At 60.9% G+C, this 22,577-nt stretch carries 15 protein-coding genes and 1 other RNA gene; 10 read left to right on the top strand and 6 right to left on the bottom strand.

From position 1 onward, the window contains the following. The first annotated feature begins 5 nt into the window (after positions 1–5). Positions 6–350 (top strand): YggL family protein, encoded by a 345-nt coding sequence (locus AB4N73_RS03990; RefSeq protein ID WP_016773843.1) that lies wholly within the window; start codon positions 6–8, stop codon positions 348–350. Between the two features lie 242 nt (positions 351–592). Here AB4N73_RS03990 and AB4N73_RS03995 read toward each other — a convergent pair whose 3' ends face one another. Next, complete coding sequence (locus AB4N73_RS03995) at positions 593–1,783, bottom strand: benzoate/H(+) symporter BenE family transporter (protein ID WP_056784186.1); 1,191 nt, start codon at positions 1,781–1,783, stop codon at positions 593–595. A gap of 358 nt (positions 1,784–2,141) precedes the next feature. Between AB4N73_RS03995 and AB4N73_RS04000 the strand changes: the two genes are divergently transcribed. Beyond that, a complete protein-coding gene (locus AB4N73_RS04000; protein WP_007918375.1) occupies positions 2,142–2,906 on the top strand; it encodes a GntR family transcriptional regulator in 765 nt (254 codons plus the stop codon). Positions 2,907–3,155: 249 nt separating this feature from the next. Here the strand turns inward: AB4N73_RS04000 and guaD are convergent, their stop codons facing one another. The 4 genes from guaD to xdhA all read right to left on the bottom strand — a co-directional run bounded on the left by guaD (position 3,156) and on the right by xdhA (position 9,296). Then, the gene (guaD, locus tag AB4N73_RS04005; RefSeq protein ID WP_056784189.1) at positions 3,156–4,460 is read right to left on the bottom strand and encodes a guanine deaminase; all 1,305 of its coding nucleotides are present in this window, start codon (positions 4,458–4,460) and stop codon (positions 3,156–3,158) included. 13 nt (positions 4,461–4,473) lie between these two features. Next, on the bottom strand, positions 4,474–5,331 hold the full coding sequence (gene xdhC / locus AB4N73_RS04010) for a xanthine dehydrogenase accessory protein XdhC (RefSeq protein WP_024012316.1): 858 nt from the start codon (positions 5,329–5,331) through the stop codon (positions 4,474–4,476). 118 nt (positions 5,332–5,449) lie between these two features. Then, on the bottom strand, positions 5,450–7,849 hold the full coding sequence (gene xdhB / locus AB4N73_RS04015; protein WP_460142941.1) for a xanthine dehydrogenase molybdopterin binding subunit: 2,400 nt from the start codon (positions 7,847–7,849) through the stop codon (positions 5,450–5,452). Next, a complete protein-coding gene (xdhA, locus tag AB4N73_RS04020; RefSeq protein WP_460142942.1) occupies positions 7,842–9,296 on the bottom strand; it encodes a xanthine dehydrogenase small subunit in 1,455 nt (484 codons plus the stop codon). The genes xdhB and xdhA overlap by 8 nt, the downstream gene beginning before the upstream one ends. A 268-nt stretch (positions 9,297–9,564) precedes the next feature. On the opposite strand from xdhA, the gene AB4N73_RS04025 reads away from it, so the two are divergent. The 8 genes from AB4N73_RS04025 (at position 9,565) to AB4N73_RS04060 (ending at position 21,749) form a co-directional block, all read left to right on the top strand. Continuing rightward, complete coding sequence (locus AB4N73_RS04025) at positions 9,565–10,224, top strand: GntR family transcriptional regulator (RefSeq protein ID WP_039763015.1); 660 nt, start codon at positions 9,565–9,567, stop codon at positions 10,222–10,224. A gap of 2 nt (positions 10,225–10,226) precedes the next feature. Then, positions 10,227–13,715 carry a chromosome segregation protein SMC gene (gene smc, locus AB4N73_RS04030; RefSeq protein WP_016773850.1) on the top strand — a complete coding sequence of 1,163 codons (3,489 nt, stop codon included), beginning with the start codon at positions 10,227–10,229 and terminating at the stop codon, positions 13,713–13,715. 259 nt (positions 13,716–13,974) lie between these two features. Continuing rightward, positions 13,975–14,838, top strand: a complete 864-nt coding sequence (gene zipA / locus AB4N73_RS04035) for a cell division protein ZipA (protein ID WP_016773851.1) — start codon at positions 13,975–13,977, stop codon at positions 14,836–14,838. Positions 14,839–15,000: 162 nt separating this feature from the next. After that, entirely contained in the window at positions 15,001–17,358 is a 2,358-nt protein-coding gene (gene ligA / locus AB4N73_RS04040) for an NAD-dependent DNA ligase LigA (protein ID WP_460142943.1), read from the top strand. A 275-nt stretch (positions 17,359–17,633) separates the two neighbouring features. After that, on the top strand, positions 17,634–18,797 hold the full coding sequence (locus AB4N73_RS04045) for a zinc-binding metallopeptidase family protein (RefSeq protein ID WP_323621429.1): 1,164 nt from the start codon (positions 17,634–17,636) through the stop codon (positions 18,795–18,797). Positions 18,798–18,943: 146 nt separating this feature from the next. Next, positions 18,944–19,040: signal recognition particle sRNA small type (ffs, locus tag AB4N73_RS04050), an RNA gene on the top strand. A 204-nt stretch (positions 19,041–19,244) separates the two neighbouring features. Next, positions 19,245–19,745, top strand: coding sequence for a hypothetical protein (locus AB4N73_RS04055; RefSeq protein WP_256810893.1), 501 nt, complete (start codon positions 19,245–19,247; stop codon positions 19,743–19,745). A 36-nt stretch (positions 19,746–19,781) separates the two neighbouring features. Next, complete coding sequence (locus AB4N73_RS04060; protein WP_460142944.1) at positions 19,782–21,749, top strand: hypothetical protein; 1,968 nt, start codon at positions 19,782–19,784, stop codon at positions 21,747–21,749. A 16-nt stretch (positions 21,750–21,765) separates the two neighbouring features. On the opposite strand, the gene AB4N73_RS04065 is transcribed toward AB4N73_RS04060, so the two are convergent. Further along, positions 21,766–22,515 (bottom strand): substrate-binding periplasmic protein, encoded by a 750-nt coding sequence (locus AB4N73_RS04065; RefSeq protein ID WP_350567812.1) that lies wholly within the window; start codon positions 22,513–22,515, stop codon positions 21,766–21,768. Between the last annotated feature and the right edge of the window lie 62 nt (positions 22,516–22,577).

A 22,577-nucleotide genomic window follows, 5' to 3' on the forward strand; every position in this document is an offset into this window, starting at 1 on the left:
TTCCAATGGCGACTAACCGTTCCCAGCGTCTGCGCAAAAAACTGTGCGTAGATGAATTTCAAGAGCTGGGTTTCGAACTGAACCTGGACTTCAAAGAAGACTTGTCCGAAGAAGCCATTGACGCTTTCCTCGAAGCATTCATCAAAGAAGCCATGGAAGCCAACGGTCTGGGTTATGTTGGCGGCGACGACTTCGGTCTGGTGTGCCTGCAGAAGCGTGGCTCGGTCAACGAAGAGCAGCGCGCTGCCGTTGAAGCCTGGCTGAAAAACCGCTCCGAGCTGACCAAGTACGAAGTCAGCCCGCTGCTGGATGTGTGGTATCCGGAAAAGCCGATCAACGCGGCTAAGTGATACTGAAAAAACGGCGACCTGAGGGTCGCCGTTTTTTTTCGTCTGGTGTTTAGGTGATACGGCTTGGATTTGATGGTGGACTCGCCCCTCACCCCAGCCCTCTCCCGAGGGAGAGGGAGCCGATCTGTGGGCTTTTCGGGATGTGAGTTCGACTTGATATCCCTCGTCGGCGTATATCTTCCGAGCACCTTGGTCAGTCCCCTCTCCCTTTGGGAGAGGGTTAGGGTGAGGGGCTTTTGATCTTAAGCTCTGCGCCAATTCAAAATCACCAGCGTCAAAACCCCCGCCACGATCCCCCAAAACGCCGAACCAATGGAAAACAGCGTCAGCCCGGACGCCGTGACCATGAAGGTGATCAACGCCGCTTCCCGTTCTTTCACCTCGCTCATGGCAATGCTCAAGCCATTGATGATCGAGCCGAACAGCGCCAGCGCCGCAATCGACAGCACCAGTTCTTTCGGCAACGCGGCAAACAACGCCGCCAACGTGGCACCGAACACCCCGGCAATCCCGTAGAACACCCCGCACCACACCGCTGCGGTGTAACGCTTGTTGCGATCTTCATGAGCATGCGGACCGGTGCAGATCGCCGCGCTGATGGCCGCGAGGTTGATGCCGTGGGAGCCGAACGGCGCCAGCAACAGCGAGGCGATGCCGGTGGTGGTGATCAGTGGCGAGGCCGGGACGTTATAGCCATCGGCGCGCAGCACGGCGATGCCGGGCATGTTCTGCGAGGTCATCGCCACCACGAACAGCGGAATGCCGATGCTGATGGTAGCGGCCAGGGAGAAGTGCGGCGTGGTCCACACCGGGGTGGCCACTTCCAGGTGAAAGCCGCTGAAATCCAGCAGCCCCATGAAGCCCGACAGCGCAGTGCCAATCAGCAGCGCTGCGAGCACCGCATAGCGTGGCGACAGGCGCTTGACCAGTAGATAAGTGAAGAACATTCCCAGCACCAGCCCGGTACGGTGTTGCGCGGCGACGAAGATTTCGCTGCCGATCTTGAACAGAATCCCTGCCAGCAGAGCTGCCGCCAAAGAGGCCGGGATCTTTTTCACCAGCCGTTCGAAGCTGCCGGTCAGGCCGCAGATCGTCACCAGTACCGCGCACGTGATATAGGCGCCGATCGCCTCGCCGTAACTGACGCCGCCCAGGCTGGTGATCAGCAACGCTGCGCCGGGGGTCGACCAGGCGATGGTGATCGGCGTGCGATAGCGCAGCGACAGGCCGATGGAACACACCGCCATGCCGATCGAAATCGCCCAGATCCACGAAGAAATCTGCCCGCTGCTCAGGCCGGCGGCTTGCCCGGCCTGAAACATCAGCACCAGCGAACTGGTGTAACCGGTCATCATCGCGATGAAACCGGCAACGATGGCGGAAGGCGAAGTGTCGGCCAGAGGGCGCAGGCGGGCGTGGGTGGCGTCGGTCATGACGGCGGTGTTCCTTATAGCAATGGAGATGTCCGCCACAACACAGAACCTCTGTGGGAGCGAGCCTGCTCGCGAAAGCGCTATGTCAGTCAACATTCATAGTGAATGTGAAATGGCTTTCGCGAGCAGGCTCGCTCCCACGGGGGATTGCGGTCATGCAGCGGATTCTGCGATCAAGCCTAAACTCAAACCTGACAAACCGTTGCAATACAGCCGCAGGCGCAAATAGCCGTACAGTCGTGTTGCCACCATTCATTGTGTACAATCGCGCTGTTTTTTACGCGATACTTGCCAGCGACCTACTGTGCCGTATTACAGTCACGGTCTATTCGCCGCAGTTTTCCCGACTCGAGTGCCCATGAACGAACAGTTGCAACCCCTCAAGAAACAACCGCGAGCAGGCAAAGCCGGTCGCAGCGGAACCCAGGACGATATTGTCTACGCGCATATCTTCGAGGCCATCCTCGAACAGCGTCTGGCGCCCGGTACCAAGTTGAGCGAAGAGGCGCTGGGGGAAATCTTCGGGGTCAGCCGCACCATCATTCGCCGCGCGCTGTCGCGTCTGGCCCATGAAGGCGTGGTGCTGTTGCGGCCGAATCGTGGCGCCGTGGTCGCCAGCCCGAGCGTTGAAGAGGCGCGACAGGTGTTCCTCGCCCGCCGTCTGGTTGAGCGTGCGATCACTGAATTGGCCGTGCAGCACGCCACGGCCGAGCAGATCGCCGAATTGCGGCAGATGGTCAACGATGAGCGCGACAGCTTCTCGCGCGGCGATCGCGGTGCCGGTATTCGTCTGTCAGGCGAATTCCACCTGAAACTGGCGGAAGCGGCGATGAACGCACCGTTGATCAGCTTCCAGCGCAGCCTGGTTTCGCAGACCTCGCTGATCATCGCCCAGTATGAAAGCGGCAACCGCTCGCACTGCTCGTACGATGAACACACGCAGTTGATCGACGCCATTGAAAAGCGCGACGGTGAACTGGCGGTGAACCTGATGATGCATCACATGGATCACATCGACAGCAAGCTCAACCTCGACGAGGAAGGCGCGTCGGATGATCTGCATGCGGTGTTCTCGCACTTGTTGCAGACCAAGAAGCCGGGGCGTCCAGCGGCCAAGCTCTAAGCTGAAACCGAGTCGCGGCTTTCGCGAGCAGGCTCGCTTCCACAGGGGAATGCATTTCAAAGGTGGGAGCGAGCCTGCTCGCGAAGACAACCTGACCGGCAACAAAAATCCTCCGTGGTAAACACCACCGGGGATGATCGTTCCCACGCTCTGCGTGGGAACGCCTCTAGGGACGCTCCGCGTCCAGTGACGCGGAGCGTCACGGGCTGCATTCCCGCGCAGAGCGTGGGAACGATCAGTGCGAAGAGGTTAGCGCTGATGCACCAGCGCCCCCGCAGCGTAAGTCTGCTGCACCGTCCGGTCATCGCCCAAGGTCATCAACACAAACAATGTCTCGGCAATGTTATTCGACTGCTTTAAGCGATAACTCAGCAGCGGCGTGGCGTTGTAATCCAGTACCAGGAAGTCGGCATCGGAGCCCGGTTGCAGATTGCCGATCCTGTCTTCCAGACGCAGCGCCCGCGCACCACCCAGGGTCGCCAGATACAGCGACTTGAACGGACTCAGACGCGCACCCTGCAACTGCATGACCTTGTAGGCTTCGTTGAGGGTTTGCAGCAGGGAGAAACTGGTACCGCCGCCGACGTCGGTACCGAGGCCGACATTGAGCTTGTGCTTCTCGGCCATCGGCAAATTGAACAGGCCGCTGCCGAGGAACAGGTTCGAGGTCGGGCAGAACGAGATCGCCGAGCCGGTTTCCGCCAGTCGCGCGCATTCTTCGTCACACAGGTGCACGCCGTGGGCGAATACCGAGCGTTCGCCGAGCAACTGGTAATGATCGTAGACGTCGAGGTAGCCCTTGCGCTCCGGAAACAGCTCCTTGACCCACTCGATTTCCTTGAGGTTTTCGCTGATGTGGGTCTGCATGTACAGATCCGGGTATTCAGTCAGCAGTTGCCCGGCGAGGGTCAGTTGTTCCGGGGTGCTGGTGGGGGCGAAGCGCGGCGTCACCGCATAGTGCAAGCGGCCCTTGCCGTGCCAGCGCTCGATCAGCGCCTTGCTGTCGACGTAACTGGATTCGGCGGTATCGACCAGATAGTCCGGGGCATTGCGGTCCATCATCACCTTGCCGGCGATCATGCGCAGATCAAGCTTTTCCGCCGCTTCAAAAAACGAATTGACTGACTGCGGGTGCACGCTGCCGAACACCAGCGCCGTGGTGGTGCCGTTGCGCAGCAGTTCCTTGATGAAAATGTCCGCCACTTCGTCGGCGTGGGCCTTGTCGCCAAACTGGCTTTCGCAGGGGAAGGTGTAGGTGTTCAGCCAGTCGAGCAGTTGCTCGCCATAGGAGCCGACCATGCCGGTTTGCGGCAGGTGAATGTGCGTGTCGATAAAGCCGGGGGTGATCAGCGCATCCTGATAATGGTTGATCTCGATATCCGCCGGCAGGGTTGGCAGCAGTTCGCTGGCGTGGCCGAGGGCGCTGATCTTGCCGTCGTCGACCACCAGCAGGCCATCCTCGAAATATTCATACGAGGCTTCGATGCCGACTTCGGCAGGGTCGGCGATGCTGTGCAGGATGGCGGCGCGGTAGGCTTTGCGAGTCAGAGGCATGAGGGTTCTCTAATCAGTTTGAGGCTTTGAGTTTGGCGGCCTGACTGCGGCGCGAGGCGGGCAGCAATCGGGCAATCGGTTCGGCGCGGGCGCTGTGCTGGCCGAAATTGGCGTTGTAAGTGGCGATGATTTCGCCGGCGATGGAGATGGCGATTTCCACAGGCAGTTTGCCTTTGACTTCGCCGATGCCCATCGGGCAGCGCATGCGCTGCACCACGCTCGGGTCGAAACCACGATCACGCAGGCGGTGTTCGAATTTGGCGCGTTTGGTTTTCGAGCCGATCAGGCCGAACCAGGTGAAATCGTTGCGCTTGAGAATCGCCGCGGTCAGTTCCAGATCAAGCTGATGGTTGTGGGTCATGACGATGCAGTAGCTGCCGGCGGGCAGGTCATCGACTTCATCCACCGGTTCTTCGCTGACGATTTTACGCACGCCGTGGGGGATGTGTTCAGGGAACTCGGCCTCGCGCGAATCGATCCAGCGCACCCGGCAGGGCAGGCTGGCCAGCAGCGGGACGAGGGCGCGACCGACGTGGCCGGCACCGAACACGGCAATCTGCGCCTGGACTTGGCCCATTGGTTCGAACAGCAACACCGTGGCGCCGCCGCAGCACTGGCCGAGGCTGGCGCCGAGGCTGAAGCGCTCCAGATGGGTGTCCTGCTTGCCGCTGGCGAGCATCTCGCGGGCGATCTGCATGGCTTTGAATTCCAGATGCCCGCCACCGATGGTGTCGAACAGGCGGTCGGCGCTGACGACCATTTTCGAGCCGGCGTTGCGTGGCGTCGAACCGAGTTCTTCGATGATCGTCACCAGCACACAGGGCTCGCCCTGGTTCTGCAGGTCGGCGAGGGCGTCGATCCAGTTGTACATGTTCACCTCGACATCTTCGTTGTCTGTGCCGGCCTCTTCGCGAGCAGGCTCGCTCCCACATTTGGAATGCATTGCCAATGTGGGAGCGAGCCTGCTCGCGAATGGCCGCGCCTCGGTCCTAGAGCGGAGCCAGCTCGGTTTCAGCTTCGACAGCCTTCACCGCTTTGAGCTGGCGCATCTGCTCGCAACCCCACAACACCCGCTCCGGCGTGGCTGGCGCGTCGATTTTCGGCTGATGCTGATAATCACCGAGGCTCGCCACCGCGTCCTTGATCGCGCACCAGGCGGCGATGCCGAGCATGAACGGCGGTTCACCGACAGCTTTGGAATGGAACACCGTGTCTTCCGGGTTCTTGCGGTTTTCCACCAGTTTCACCCGCAGATCCAGCGGCATGTCGGCCACCGCCGGGATCTTGTAGCTGGCCGGGCCGTTGGTCATCAGCTTGCCCTTGTTGTTCCATACCAGCTCTTCCATGGTCAGCCAGCCCATGCCTTGCACGAAACCACCCTCGACCTGACCGATGTCGATCGACGGGTTCAGCGAGGCGCCGACGTCATGCAGGATGTCGGTGCGCAGCATCTTGTACTCGCCGGTCAGGGTGTCGACGATCACTTCGCAGCAGGCTGCGCCAAAGGCGAAGTAATAGAACGGACGGCCCCGCGCCTGACTGCGGTCGTAATAGATTTTCGGGGTCTTGTAGAAGCCGGTGCTGGACAGCGAGACCTGATTGAAATACGCCTGCTGGATCAGCGCTTCGAAGGTCAGAATCTGCTCGCGCACCCGCACGTGGCCGTTGCGGAATTCGACGTCTTCTTCGCTGACCTTGTAGTGCCGCGCGGCGAACTCGACCAAGCGTTGCTTGATGGTCTGTGCTGCGTTCTGCGCGGCTTTGCCGTTCAGGTCGGCGCCGCTGGAGGCAGCGGTCGGCGAGGTGTTCGGCACTTTGTCGGTGTTGGTCGCAGTGATCTGCACACGATCGATTTCGACCTGGAACACTTCCGCCACGACCTGAGCGACTTTGGTGTTCAGGCCCTGACCCATTTCCGTACCGCCGTGGTTCAAGTGGATGCTGCCGTCGGTGTAGATGTGGATCAGCGCACCGGCCTGATTGAGGAAACTGGCGGTGAAGGAAATGCCGAATTTCACCGGGGTCAGCGCCAGGCCTTTTTTCAGGATCAGGCTGTTGGCGTTGTAGCGACGGATCGCTTCGCGGCGCTCGGCGTACTGGCTGCTTTCTTCCAGTTCGGCGGTCATCTCTTCGAGCATGTTGTGCTCGACGGTCTGGTAGTAGTGGGTGACGTTGCGCTCGGTCTTGCCGTAGTAGTTGGCCTTGCGCACCGCCAGCGGGTCGAGCTTCAGATGCCGGGCAATCGCGTCCATCACTTCTTCGATGGCGACCATGCCTTGCGGGCCGCCGAAGCCGCGATAAGCGGTGTTCGACGCTGTGTTGGTTTTGCAACGGTGACCGTTGATGGTTGCATCGCCGAGATAGTAGGAGTTGTCCGAGTGGAACATCGCCCGGTCAACGATCGAGGCGGACAAGTCCGGCGAGCAGCCGCAGTTGCCGGCCAGCTCCATATTGATCCCGTGCAGACGGCCGCTGCTGTCGAAGCCGACGTCGTATTCAACGTAGAACGGGTGGCGCTTGCCGGTCATCAGCATGTCTTCGACACGCGGCAGGCGCATCTTGGTCGGTTGGCCGGTGAGGTGCGCGACCACTGCGCACAGGCACGCCGGACTCGCGGCCTGGGTTTCCTTGCCACCAAAACCACCGCCCATGCGGCGCATGTCGACGACGATCTTGTTCATCGACACGTCGAGCACTTCGGCGACCAGTTTTTGCACTTCGGTCGGGTTCTGCGTCGAGCAGTAGACGATCATGCCGCCGTCTTCAGTAGGCATCACCGAGGAGATCTGTGTCTCCAGATAGAAGTGCTCCTGGCCGCCGATGTGCAGCGTGCCCTGAATGCGGTGTTCAGCCGTGGCCAGCGCCGAAGCCGAGTCGCCGCGCTGATGGGTGTGGCTGTCGAGCACGAAGTGGCGTTTGCGCAGGGCTTCGACCACGTCGAGCACCGGTTCGAGGTCTTCGTATTCGATGATTGCGGCCATCGCTGCTTTGCGCGCGGTCTCCAGATCTTTCGCTGCGACTGCCAGCACTGGCTGGCCGACGAACTGCACGTCATCGATGGCCAGCAGCGGGTCACCCGGCATCAGCGGGCCGATGTCCTTCAGGCCCGGCACGTCTTCGTGGGTGATGACAATGCACACGCCTTCGAAGGCGTAGCACGGCGACGTGTCGATGCTGAGGATTTTCGCGTGGGCACGGTCCGACAGGCGCGCATACAGGTGCAGCTGGTTGGGAAATTCCAGCCGATCATCGATGTACTGCGCTTCACCGGACACATGCTTGGCGGCGCTGTCGTGCTTGACGCTGCGGCCGACACCGGTGGTCAGATCCTTGGCGAACAATTCGGCCAATTCAGCCTGGGTCTTCTCTACGGCGTGATGGTTAGACATAAGCGGTCACCCGAGTCTCGATGTGCGGTGTTTGCAGTTCGATGAAGTATTTGCGCAGCAGGTTCTGCGCGCTGAGCAGGCGATATTCCTTGCTGGCGCGGAAGTCCGAGAGCGGCGTGAAGTCTTCGGCCAGCGCGGCGCAGGCGCGTTCGATCACCGCGTTGTTGAACGGCGCGCCTTGCAACACGGCTTCGCAGTGCGCAGCGCGTTTCGGAATCGCCGCCATGCCGCCGAAGGCCACGCGCGCGTCGCTGATCACGCCATTTTCCACGCGCAGATTGAAGGCAGCGCAGACGGCGGAGATGTCGTCATCCAGGCGCTTTGACACTTTATAGGCACGGAACAACTGCTCGGCGCTGGCGCGCGGGACGATGATTTTTTCGATGAACTCGCTTTCCTGGCGCGCGGTGACGCGGTAGTCGATGAAGTAGTCTTCCAGGTCCAAGGTGCGGCGGGTTTCGCCTTTGCACAGCACGAGCTGCGCGCCAAGGGCGATCAGCAGCGGTGGCGAGTCACCGATCGGCGAGGCGTTGCCGATGTTGCCGCCGAGGGTGCCTTGATTGCGGATCTGCAACGAGGCGAAGCGGTGCAGCAGTTCGCCGAAGTCCGGGTACTCGGCATTCAACGCCTCGTAGCAGTCGGAGAGGGCAGTGGCGGCGCCGATTTCGATGCGGTCATCGAAGGTTTCGATGCGCTTCATCTCGGCGACGTTGCCGACATAGATCATCACCGGCAGAGTGCGGTGGAACTGGGTGACTTCCAGCGCCAGATCGGTGCCGCCGGCGAGCAGCCGCGCTTGTGGATAAGCGTCGTAGAGGTCGGCCAGGTCAGCGACGGTCAGCGGCACCAGGCAGCGTTTGTCGCCGCTGTTGAGTTCACCGATATCGGTCGGCGCGATGGCCTTGAGGCGGGCAATGGTTTCGGCTTCGCGGGCGTCGAACTGATCCGCTGGCTTGGCGCAGCAGGATTGTTCGGCAGCGGCGAGAATAGGCCGGTAGCCGGTGCAGCGGCAGAGGTTGCCGGCCAGCGCTTCGTGGGCCTTGGCCTGATCCGGCGCATCGCTGTTCTTTTGCAGGGCGAACAACGACATCACAAAACCGGGGGTGCAGAAACCGCACTGCGAGCCGTGGCACTCGACCATGGCTTTCTGCACGCTGTGCAGTTCGCCCTTGTGCTTGAGGTCTTCGACGCTGATCAGTTGTTTGCCGTGCAACGACGAAACGAAGGTCAGGCACGAGTTGAGGCTGCGATAGCGAATATGTTCACGCCCGGTGTCATCGGTCTGCAACTCGCCAACCACCACGGTGCAGGCGCCGCAGTCGCCACTGGCACAACCTTCTTTGGTGCCGGGCTTGCCCACGTGTTCACGCAGGTAATTGAGCACAGTCAGATTCGGGTCCAGGGCGTGCTCGCTACGGAGTTCCTGGTTAAGTAAAAACTGGATCACGGAAGGCCTCGCAGACTCATTATTGTTGTTAACCGACGTGAACCGAATTTAGCAGGTCTGACTTTTCGGTCAATGGTTTTCTGACTTAAAGGTCAGGAAAATCCGTTTCGTCGATCAACAGCGTGTCTATTCAGTATTGACCTTCATCGGTCACTGCGCTTTTTTGCGGGATTCGTGCCAAAAACCGCTGAGTGGGCACTCCGCCATGACCGCGCATTTGCGCTACACTGCGCCGCTTGTGCAGATCGATAGAGTTTGAAGGACAACCATGACGTTCAAGGCGCCGGACAGCCTCGCCGAGCAAATCGCTCACCACCTCGCCGAACGCATCATTCGTGGCGAAATGAAGCCGGGAGAGCGCATCCAGGAACAGAAGGTCACGCTGGCGCTCAACGTCAGCCGCGGTTCGGTCCGCGAAGCCTTGCTGATCCTCGAGCGCCGTCACCTGATCGCGATCCTGCCGCGTCGTGGCGCCCACGTTACCGAGCTCACGCCGCACAAGGTGCAGAGCCTGTGCACGCTGATGAGCGAGCTGTACATCCTGCTCGGCAATTCCGTGGCCAATGGCTGGCAAGTGCAGTCGGACATGGCGCCGTTCGTGCAGATCCAGCAGCGCCTGACCGCCAATTACGAACGCGGCGATATCCGCAGCTTCGTCGATGACAGCTTCGCGGTGATGCGCGCCGCCTATCCGTTTGCCAACAATCCGTACCTGCAAGAAACCGTCGAGAACCTCCAGCCGGCGATGAGCCGCGCGTATTTCCTCGCCCTCGAACAGCGCAAGGCGGAAATGAGCGAGTTCCTCGAACTGTTCGAACGCTTGCTCGCCGCCGTACTCGCCCGTGATTTGCCGCAGATCCGCATCGTGCTCACGGCGTATGCCCAGCGCAGCTGCGATCTGGTGGTGTCTGCGCTGACGGTTGCCTGAGCGTGCGGCTGAAGTGCATCAAACTGGCGGGGTTCAAATCCTTCGTCGACCCGACCACGGTGAACTTCCCCAGTAACATGGCGGCGGTCGTCGGGCCGAACGGTTGCGGCAAGTCGAACATCATCGACGCCGTGCGCTGGGTGATGGGCGAAAGTTCGGCGAAGAACCTCCGTGGCGAGTCGATGACCGATGTCATCTTCAACGGCTCGACCAGCCGCAAACCGGTGAGCCAGGCCAGCATCGAACTGGTGTTCGACAACTCCGACGGCACGCTGCTCGGCGAATACGCCGCCTACGCGGAAATTTCCATCCGCCGCAAAGTCACCCGCGACAGCCAGACCACCTATTACCTCAACGGCACCAAATGCCGTCGGCGCGACATCACCGATATTTTCCTCGGCACCGGCCTCGGTCCGCGCAGCTACTCGATCATCGAACAGGGGATGATCTCCAAGCTGATCGAATCCAAGCCCGAAGACCTGCGTAACTTCATCGAAGAAGCCGCCGGCATCTCGAAATATAAAGAGCGCCGCCGCGAGACCGAGAACCGCATCCGCCGCACCCACGAAAACCTCGCCCGCCTCACCGACCTGCGCGAAGAACTGGAGCGCCAGCTCGAACGTCTGCACCGTCAGGCCGAGGCGGCGAAAAAGTATCAGGAACTCAAGGCTGAAGAGCGTCAGCTCAAGGCGCAACTGTCGGCGCTGCGCTGGCAGGATCTTAACGAGCAGGTCGGCCAGCGCGAGTCGATCATCGGCAACCAGGAAGTCAGCTTCGAAGCGCTGGTCGCTGAACAGCGTAACGCTGACGCCGCCATCGAACGCCTGCGTGACGGTCACCACGACCTGTCCGAACGCTTCAATCTGGTGCAGGGGCGCTTCTATTCGGTCGGCGGCGACATCGCCCGGGTCGAGCAGAGCATCCAGCACGGCCAGCAGCGTTTGCGTCAGTTGCAGGACGATCTGAAAGAAGCCGAGCGCGCGCGTCTGGAAACCGAATCGCACCTTGGCCACGACCGCACGTTGCTGCTGACTCTCGGCGAAGAACTGGACATGCTCACCCCCGAGCAGGAAGTCACCAGCGCCGCCGCCGAGGAAGCCGCCGCTGCGCTTGAAGAAGCCGAAACCACCATGCACGGCTGGCAGGAGCAGTGGGACGCTTTCAACCTGACCGCTGCCGAACCGCGCCGTCAGGCTGAAGTCCAGCAATCGCGGATCCAGCAGCTGGAAAGCAGCATGGAGCGCCTGGCCGACCGGCAGAAACGCCTCGCCGAAGAACGTGCGTTGCTGTCCGCCGACCCGGAAGACGCGGCGATCATGGCGCTCAATGAGCAGCTCGCCGAGTCCGAAGCGACTCTCGAAGATTTGCAGACCAGCGAAGAAGCGCAGGTCGAAAAGCTCGAACAACTGCGTCAGGAATTACAGCAGGCGTTGACTGCGCAGCAGCAGGCGCAGGGCGATCTGCAGCGGCTCAACGGTCGTTTGGCGTCGCTGGAAGCCTTGCAACAGGCCGCGCTCGACCCGGGCACCGGCACCGCCGAATGGTTGAAGGAACACAATCTCGCCGAGCGTCCGCGTCTGGCCGAAGGCCTTAAGGTCGAGGCCGGTTGGGAGCTGGCGGTGGAAACCGTGCTCGGCGCCGATCTGCAAGCGGTGCTGGTCGACGATTTCAGCGGTTTTGATCTGTCCGGTTTCACCCAAGGCGATTTGCGCCTGCTCAGCCCGGCCAGTGATGGCGTGCGGGTGGCTGGCAGCCTGCTGGACAAGGTCGAGGCGCAGATCGATCTGTCGCCGTGGCTCGGTCAGGTCAAACCGGTCGACAGCCTTGAACAGGCGCTGGCGTTGCGCGGTCAGTTGAGCGCCGGGCAGAGCCTGATCAGCCGCGATGGCTATTGGGTGGGTCGACACTTTTTACGCGTACGTCGCGCCAGCGAAGCGGAAAGCGGCATGCTCGCCCGTGGCCAGGAAATCGAAGACTTGCAGCTTGAACGCGAAGAGCGCGAAGCCACCGTCGAGGCCATGGAAACCCGCCTGCAAACCTTGCGCGCGCAACAGCGCCAGCAGGAAAACGGCCGCGAACATCTGCGCCGCTTGCTGCAGGACGAAGCGCGCCAGCAAGGCGAACTGAAAGCGCAGTTGTCCGCCGGTAAGGCCAAAGCCGAACAGCTGACATTGCGCCGCACCCGTCTCGATGAAGAACTGGTCGAACTCGCCGAACAGCGCGAGCTTGAGCACGAACAGGTCGGCGAAGCGCGCATGCAATTGCAGGAAGCGCTGGACGCCATGGCGCTCGACACCGAGCAGCGCGAGTTGCTGCTGGCCCAGCGCGACAGCCTGCGCGAACGCCTCGATCGCGTGCGTCAGGAAGCGCGGCAGCACAAGGATCATGCCCACCAATTGGCCGTGCGTCTTGGCTCGTTGCGTGCTCAGCACGACTCCACGCGCCAAGCGCTGGAACGTCTGGAAATGCAGGCCGAGCGCCTGACTGAAAAGCGCGAACAGTTGAGTCTGAATCTGGAGGAGGGTGAGGCGCCGCTGGAAGAGCTGCGTCTGAAACTTGAAGAACTGCTCGACAAGCGCATGACCGTCGATGAAGAACTCAAGACCGCGCAGATCGCCCTGGAAGACGCCGATCGTGAATTGCGCGACGCGGAAAAACGCCGCACCCAGGCCGAGCAGCAATCGCAGTTGATTCGCGGCCAGCTCGAACAACAGCGCATGGAATGGCAGGCGCTGACCGTACGGCGCAAGGCTTTGCAGGATCAATTGCTCGAAGATGGCTACGATCTCAACGGCGTGCTCGCCACATTGACCGCACAAGCCAGTGAACGCGAGGCCGAAGAAGAACTCGAACGCATCAACGCGCGGATTCAGCGCCTGGGTGCGATCAACCTCGCGGCCATCGATGAATACACGCAACAATCGGAGCGTAAACGTTATCTGGATGCGCAGGACGCCGATCTGGTCGAGGCGCTGGAGACGCTGGAAAACGTCATCCGCAAGATCGACAAGGAAACCCGCAACCGTTTCAAAGATACCTTTGATCAGATCAACGGCGGTTTGCAGGCACTTTTCCCGAAAGTTTTCGGTGGCGGGCGCGCGTATTTGGAACTGACGGGCGAAGATCTACTCGATACAGGGGTGACGATCATGGCGCAGCCGCCCGGGAAGAAGAACAGCACCATCCATTTGCTCTCCGGCGGCGAAAAGGCCCTGACTGCACTGGCCCTGGTTTTTGCCATCTTCAAGTTGAACCCGGCGCCGTTCTGCATGCTCGATGAGGTTGACGCGCCACTGGATGACGCTAACGTTGGACGCTACGCACGCCTGGTCAAAGAGATGTCGCAGACCGTGCAGTTCATCTACATCACCCACAACAAGATCGCCATGGAAATGGCCGAGCAGTTGATGGGTGTGACGATGCATGAACCGGGCTGCTCGCGACTGGTGGCGGTGGATGTCGAGGAGGCGATGGCGATGGTGGATGCCTGAGTCGGTGTGGTGTCGGAATAGTTTTGGAGGTCTGTAGGACTTTTTACTGACATCGGCGGGATGGCCAATCGACATATTCGCGCAAGCCAAATGAGACAGACGGTGTAAAGTTGTCTTTGGTCGTGCTAGTTTAATGTCAATTTTTCGTATACGTGGGCAAAACGCCTGTCAGAACATAGAGTTGGCGCCACGTTTTAAAGCGGTTTACGCAGTGTAAACCCCTTATTTTTCAGCATTTTTTATAGAGGCACGGGATTACATGGAAATCGGTCTGCGCGAGTGGCTGATCGTCATCGGCATCATTGTGATAGCCGGTATTCTTTTCGATGGCTGGCGCCGTATGCGTGGCGGCAAGGGAAAGCTGAAATTCCGTCTCGACCGGAGCCTGTCCAATCTGCCGGACGAGGACACCAGCGCCGAGCTGTTGGGCCCGGCCCGCGTCCTGGATACGCACAAAGAGCCGCAACTGGACGAGCACGATCTGCCGTCGGTGAGCATGCCCAACCGCGAAGCCCGCGAGCCGCGTGAATCCGGTTCGAAACGTGGCAAGCGCGGCAGCAACGGCCCGGCGCAGGGCGACTTGAACCTCGACCTCGATCTGGACGGCGGCCCGAGCTTCAGCAGCCGTGACGACGATTTCGCCGAAGACAGCAAGCCTGCAGCGGCCGTGGCGGAAAAAGATCAGCCACAAGCCGAAGAAGTCCTGGTGATCAGCGTGATCTGCCGCGACCCGGCCGGCTTCAAAGGCCCGGCGCTGCTGCAGAATATTCTCGAAAGCGGCCTGCGTTTCGGCGAGATGGACATTTTCCACCGCCACGAAAGCATGGCCGGCAACGGCGAAGTGCTGTTCTCCATGGCCAACGCGGTCAAGCCGGGTATCTTCGATCTGGACGACATTGACCACTTCAGCACCCCGGCGGTGAGCTTCTTCCTCGGTCTGCCAGGCCCGCGTCATCCGAAGCAGGCCTTCGACGTGATGGTCGCGGCAGCCCGCAAGCTGTCCCAGGAATTGAACGGCGAATTGAAAGACGATCAGCGCAGCGTACTGACCGCCCAGACGATTGAGCATTACCGTCAGCGCATCGTCGAATTCGAACGCCGCGCATTGACCCAGAAGCGCTAAGGCCGGATCAAAAGATCGCAGCCTTCGGCAGCTCCTACAGAGGATCGCGATACTGTAGGAGCTGACGAGTGCAACGAGGCTGCGATCTTCTGGCCCCGCTGCCGATAATGGAATAAAACTGGAGCAGCCTCGGCTGCTCTTTTGCTTTATGAGAGAACACCCATGACCGCCGCCAAAACCCGCATTCTAGAGCTGCGCGCTGAGCTGGATCAGCACAACTATCGCTATCACGTTCTCGACGAGCCGAGCATTCCCGATGCCGAATACGACCGCTTGTTTCACGAGCTCAAGGCACTGGAAGCGGCCAACCCGGAACTGATCACCAGCGATTCGCCGACCCAGCGCGTCGGTAGCATGGCGTTGACTGCGTTCACTCAGGTGCGTCACGAAATCCCGATGCTCAGCCTCGGCAACGCCTTCGAAGAATCCGACATGCGCGAGTTCGATCGCCGCGTCAACGAAGGCCTCGACGTGCCGGCCGGCGATCTGTTTGGTGGCGGCGCGGCGGTGGAATACAGCTGCGAGCCGAAGCTCGATGGCCTGGCGGTCAGCCTGCTGTATCAGGATGGTCTGCTGGTGCGCGGCGCCACCCGTGGCGATGGCACCACCGGCGAGGACATCAGCGTCAACGTGCGCACCGTGCGCAATATTCCGCTGAAGCTGCACGGCGAAGGCTGGCCGGCAACGCTGGAAGTGCGCGGTGAAGTGTTCATGTCCAAGGCCGGTTTCGAGCGCCTCAATGCTTCGCAACTGGAAATCGGCGGCAAGACCTTTGCCAACCCGCGCAACGCGGCAGCAGGCAGCCTGCGCCAGCTCGACTCGAAGATCACCGCCAACCGGCCGCTGGAATTCTGTTGCTACGGCATTGGCCAGGTGTCCCACGATATTGCCGACACTCACATCGGCAACCTCAAGCAGTTGCAGAAGTGGGGCATGCCGATCAGTCACGAACTGAAGCTGGCCAAGGGCATCGACGAGTGTCTTGAGTATTACCGCGACATCGGCGCGCGCCGTAACTCGCTGGCCTATGAAATCGATGGCGTGGTGTTCAAGGTCAACAGCATTGCCGACCAGCGTGAACTGGGCTTCCGCGCCCGCGAGCCGCGCTGGGCGATCGCGCACAAATTCCCGGCGATGGAAGAACTCACCGAGCTGCTCGACGTGGAATTCCAGGTCGGCCGCACCGGTGCGGTAACTCCCGTGGCGCGCCTGAAACCGGTGAAAGTCGCCGGCGTCACCGTGGCCAATGCCACGTTGCACAACATGGACGAAGTGGCGCGGCTGGGCTTGATGATCGGCGACACGGTGATCATTCGCCGCGCCGGCGATGTGATTCCGCAAGTGGTGCAAGTGATCACCGAGCGTCGCCCCGATGACGCGCGCCCGGTTGCCATTCCTCAGAGCTGCCCGGTGTGCGGCTCCCACGTTGAACGCACGCAACTGGTCAAGCGCAGCAAGGGCAAGGAAACCTTCAGCGAAGGTGCGGTGTATCGCTGCGTCGGCCGACTGGCCTGTGGTGCGCAATTGAAGCAGGCGATCATCCACTTCGTCTCGCGCCGGGCCATGGACATCGAAGGTTTGGGCGACAAGAGCGTCGAGCAACTGGTCGACGAAGGTCTGGTCAGTTCGCCGGCCGATCTGTATGCGTTGAAGTTCGACGACATCGTCGATCTGGAAGGCTTCGCCGAGGTATCGAGCAACAAGCTTCTGAAAGCCATCGAAGACAGCAAGCAACCGAGCCTGGCACGTTTCATCTACGCCCTCGGCATTCCCGATGTCGGTGAAGAAACGGCGAAAGTGCTGGCGCGTTCGCTGGGTTCGCTGGAACGCGTGCAACAGGCCCTGCCGCACGTGCTGACCTACCTGCCGGATGTCGGCCTGGAAGTGGCGCACGAGATTCACAGTTTCTTTGAGGATGCGCACAACCAGCAGGTCATCAGCGAATTGCTCGGCCATGGTTTGCAGATTCAGGATCAGGGCGAGTTGGGCGCCGAATTCGCCGCCAGTACCACGCTGGGCGGCTTGCTCGACAAACTGCACATTCCCTTCGTCGGCCCCGGTGGTGCGCAGAAACTCGCCGATCGCTTTGGCTCGCTGGAAGCGGTGATGAACGCTGACTGGCTGGATATGCGCCAGGCATTGCCAGAGAAGCAGGCCAACTCGGTGCGCGAGTTCTTCGCCTCGCCTGACCATCGGCAACTGGCCGAGCGGGCCGAGCAGCAGTTGCGCGATTTCGGCATGCATTGGCAGAGCGAGAAGAAAGTCGTCGAAGGTCTGCCGCTGTCCGGGGAAACCTGGGTGCTGACCGGCAAGGTCGAACTGATGAGCCGGGATGTGGCCAAGGATCATCTGGAAAGCCTGGGTGCCAAGGTCGCCGGTTCGGTGTCGGCGAAAACCCATTGCGTGGTCGCAGGCCCGGGTGCCGGCTCGAAACTGACCAAGGCCAACGAGCTGGGTGTGAAGGTCATGGACGAGGAAGCGTTTATCGCCTTCCTCAAAACCCACGGCGTCGCCGTCTGACCGGATGAACCCCTGTGGTGAGGGGATTTATCCCTGTCCGGATGGACACCTGTGGCGAGGGGATTTATCCCCGCTGGGTCGCGCAGCGACCCCAAAACCCTGCGACCGATCATTTCATCTGTATCGCGTGTACGGTTTTTTGCGACTGCTGCGCAGTCGAGCGGGGATAAATCCCCTCACCACAATGGTGCTATCACCCGCCTGCGCGGTTATGGGTGGGAACGATGTTGTCTTCAGAATGATCTAGTCTTGGCCAGTCCCAGGGAGAGATCGCCATGCACCGTTTTTTCGAGCAGCTCAGTTCCCGCATCATCGCGCCGTTCGTGGCCGGATCCTCGCGCAACAGCAAAGTCTGGCCGTGCCGTTGCGGCCAGTCGCTGTTCTTTCGCAACAGTCAGTGCCTGGCCTGTAACGCCTTGCTTGGCTATCAACCTGAACAAAGTCGACTGACCTCGCTGCAGCCGGGGCCGGAAGAGGGCACCTGGACGCTCGACGTCGATCCCGACGCCGGACTGTTCCGCCGCTGCGCCAACCTCGACATGCCCGCCGCGTGCAACTGGCTGCTGCCGGCCAACGATCACGACACCTTGTGCATCGCTTGCAGCCTTAACCGCACCATCCCTGATCTCTCCGTCGCGGAAAATCCCGAACGCTGGCGCAAGGTCGAAATCGCCAAGCGTCGACTGGTCGCGCAACTGATCACCCTCGGCTTGCCGGTCATCCCGAAAACCACGGATGAAGAAACCGGGCTGGCGTTCGACTTCATCGGTGTCGACCTTGAAGGCAACGCGCCGATGACCGGCCACGCCAATGGCCTGATCACCCTCGATATCAAAGAGGCCGACGACGCTCACCGTGAGCAGGTCAGGGCGGCGATGCACGAACCTTACCGCACGCTGCTCGGGCATTTTCGCCATGAGGTCGGCCACTACTACTGGGATCGCCTCATCGCCAACGGCCCTTGGCTGGAGGCGTTTCGTAACCTGTTCGGCGACGAGCGCGCCAGTTACGCCGACGCGCTGGACCGGCATTACCAGCAAGGCGCACCGCTGGACTGGCCGCAGCACTACGTCAGTGCCTACGCGACCATGCACCCGTGGGAAGACTGGGCGGAAACCTGGGCGCACTACCTGCACATGATGGACGCCGTGGATACCGCGCTTGGCTTCGGCATGAGCGCGCGGGAAATGGACTTTGACTATCAGCCGTTTCCGACCAGCACCCTGTACGACCCGGAGCACCCCGGCGGTGGCGCTTTCCTGTCATTCGTCAATGCGTGGATCGAGCTGGCGGGCATGCTCAACGAACTGTCGCGCAGCATGGGCCAGCCGGATTTCTATCCGTTCGTACTGCCGGCAGCGGCGATCGCCAAGCTGCATTTCATTCATCTGGTGATCCAGGATGCGGGCGGTCGCGCAGACGAAGTCCTGGCCCTGTAGAAGCTGCCGCAGGCTGCGATCTTTTGGCGTCACCGCATGTCCTTGAACCTGTTGGTATTTTTTATCTGCAACCAACGGTTGTAACTTCATCTCAGACAGGTACAATGGCGCGGCTCGCCGACAGGCAAGCGTCGTTATGGTGACCCCATCGGTCCCCCCGCAACGATTACCCGTGAACCTGGTCAGATCCGGAAGGAAGCAGCCACAGCGGGAACATTGTGTGCCGGGGTGTGGCTGGTGGGGGCACCACCTTAACGAACCAGCCAAGGCTTCAGACAGAACTGCATGGGTTTCGCCCACTGCGGTTTTTTTATGCCTGCGATTTGGCTAGTGGCGTTGCTCCGCCAGCAAAAATGCTCGGATCAGCCGGGCAGCTTCCAGTGCCCGTGCGGCTGTCGACAGCGAACAGTGGCATACTCCCCCGCCTGGCAACGAGAGGTAAGGCAAGTGGGTGAAATTGACGATCTGACCCGGGAAAAGCTGCGCGAATGGCAGTTACGTCGTCTGGAAGTCAAAGCGCAGATGCAGGATCAGCCCGAGCGCACGCTGGAACTGTCGCGAGTGCTCGATCTGATGGATGAAGAACACGCTGCGATTCTGGCGGCATCTGCTGTTTTCAACGCGGCAGACGAGCCTGAACAGTCGGTCCCGGTCGAGGCACAATCGGCGATCGTCGAGCACGCATCAGCCTCGCTGACCGCAAAGTACGACCTGCAACTGCACGCCACCGCTCAAAACCCTGAACACCTGCGCAAACTGCTCGAAATGGCCCTCTACGAAGTGCAGGCGCAGATCGATGCGGCGGCGGTGGCCAGCGGCACTGAACGACGCGGCATGTCCGGCACGCTCGGCGACTACTCCTTCGAGCTGCGGATCAACCCCGAGGCCGGCAGTGAAGGAAACTTGCCGCAGTCCCATGAAATGCACGACGAGAATGACCAGGACTGATCTGGTGTTGTATTAAGGCCCAGGCGGCGAGGTTGTATGCACCCGGAACATTTTGATTTGGCCACCCCGGTATTTCTGCCCATCACCCATGATGTATGTACGGCGCTGTTGCAGCCCGAGGGTGACGCGGCACTGGCCAACCTGAGCGACCCGGAACTGGCGGCGGTGCTGGTCATCCAGAACCTTGCCCAGGCCACGGAAAAGGACCTGAGTGCCAGCGCAGCGGAGAAAATTCTCGCCAGACTCATTGACTGGTCTGTCACCTCCCGGCGCTCCGGATCGGCGGGATTGCTTGCAGAGGCGCGGCGTCTGTTCGATTCGCGCAAATTGTATTTCGGCCTCAATGCGCTCAAAGGCCTGAACCTGCGCTTTCTCATGGCCGATGAAGTCGCCGCACAGGAATATCTGTTACCCGGCGGGCAATGGGATGTGGACTACAAAGTCCGCCACCAGCAACAGAACAACCCGTTTCGGCAGCAAATGGTCACGCCACGCGAGCGCGAGCACTGGTTGAGCGCGGCGCAGGACAAGCTGCTGCGAACCTTTCGCGCCAACCTCGACGAAGACCTGCACGTGCAGGGTTATGCGGGCATCGGCAAGAGTTACATGCTCAGCGCGCTGATCGAATGCCTGCGCTCGAAACGCACCCTGGTACTGGCGCGCACCCCGGCGAAACTGGCGACGTTGCGCAAGCACATCGTGCAGGTGCACGACACGGAAATTGGCCAGACCTTCTACGATTTTGCCCAGGCCCAGTTGCTTGGCCCCCGATCGCACATGGCCAGGACGCCAGCGCGGATCCCGAGCAGGCAGGCGCTGGCGCAGGAACTGAATATGTTCGGCTTTCGCCACCACGATGGGCAGGGCACTCTGGAGGTTTGTCTGCGCGTGCTGGAGCTGTATTGCGCCTCAAGAGATCACACGCTATCCGCCAGGCACCTGCCGCATTTTCAGCAGCCGTTGACCGGCGCAGACTCACAGGCGCTGCTGGAATATTCCAGTCGCCTGTGGGTATATCTCGAGGCCAATCCGGCCTGGGCCAGCCAGAGCGGTTTTCCCACGTTGCTCATGATCAAACGCGCCAGTCTCGCCGGTTGCCGCGTCCCGCCGCGCTACACCCATGTGATCATCGACGAAAGCCAGGATGTGCCGGCGTCGTTGCTGCAAATCATCGAGCGCGGGCAGCAGGTGCTGATCACCCTCGGCGATGAGTATCAGCAGGCCACGGGCGAGGCGCCCAAGCGCAAGCGTGAAGTTCGTCAGAGCGATATCTGCTATTCGGTGCGCTCGGGGCGCAATGTCGAGCGCCTGGTCAATCCGCTGATCTCGCGCCATACGCACAAGAGCAAAGTGCCGTTCGAAGGCGCTCGTCACGCCGACGTCGATATCGAGTACTACCCGCAAGCCTTCGTGCCGCCCGAAGGTTGCGTGGTGCTGACCGCTTCACCGTGGGACACGATGATGTGGGCCATCCATCTGCACGACTCCAGTTGCGCCTTCAGTTTCCCCGACCGGGAAGCGCAGGACGACATCAAGCATTTCATGACAACCGCCATCGAGCTGTTCCGCCGCGATTTCTACAATGCCGGGTCCAGCGAGAAAGGACCGCACCCGTATTTCAGCGACATGGCTGATTGGCAGCAGGTGCGCGCCGCCAACCAGTTCGATGAAGCTTTCTTGTGGATCGAGGCGCAGTTGCAAAACGGCTTCATGATTGCCGACCTGACGCGACTGAGCCAAAAGATCATCGAGCCGGGCAAGGCCTGTCTGTTGATGATGGCCGAGCGGGCTGGCGGCATGGAGTTCAGGCGCGTGCTCTTGACCCGGACGTTGCTCAGTAACGAGAAATTCAAGGATGCCTACGAGTTCGATCAGCGCATCTGCGCGGTGTACATCGCCGTGTCCCGTGCCCGGCAGCAGCTCTATCTGCCTTACGACGTGGTCGAGTGGATCGATTATCACCACAGCCGTGAGCCGAAATTCCGCGAATCGCACGGTTATTGACCCGGCCCACATGGGGTTAGGGTGTGGTTGAAGAGGCGCCGGTGTACAACCGGATAATGTCGTCGATCTCGCCGGACATTTTCATCCGCAGCAACGTGCGCAGGATCCGCTGCACCGGCACGTTCGGGTCGTTCCTCACATAGCAGCCGATATTCTGTTCTTGCAGCACCGCGACCCCTTGCAGCTGCTGCTCCGGCAGCAGGCGCTGATTGATCCAGTCCAGCGTCCACTGATTGCTCACCGCATAGCGATATCGCCCGGCTAGGAGCTTTTCCAGTACCTGTTCCTGATTGCGCGCGTCTTCGCGTTGCAACTGGTCGGCGTCGAACAGCGGTTGCAGGGTAGGGTAGCTGTAACCGAGGACGGTGCCGATGGCCTGGCGCGGCAGTTGGGCGGGATCGATCTGCGCCGGTTGCTCCTTGCGGCTGACCAGCAGGTCGCGCTGGAACCACAATGGCACGCTCCAGATGTAATCGCCGGACTGATTCGGCAGCCACGACTGTGCGGCATAGCAGCGCACGTCGATGTCGCCGTGCTCCATGGCGCTCTGTACCCGCGCGCGCGGCAGGACGACGAATTGCGCTGGCGCGCCGACCTGGGTCGCCAGGCTGAGCAGGACGTCATGCAGGATGCCCTGGGTCGGTCTGCCGCCTTGCAGTTGCACCATCGGCATCGCCCAACTGTCCGGCACGGCGAAGCGCAACGGCGCTTGCGCTGCCATCGCGTTGAGGCTGATACCCAGCAATGCCGCCACGGCCCACCGCATAGACGCTCCGGTAATTCCCCATCCCGAGCTGATAAAAGCCTCTGCTGATGCAGCTTAGCCAT

It is taken from the genome of Pseudomonas sp. S3_B08, assembly GCF_054667725.1.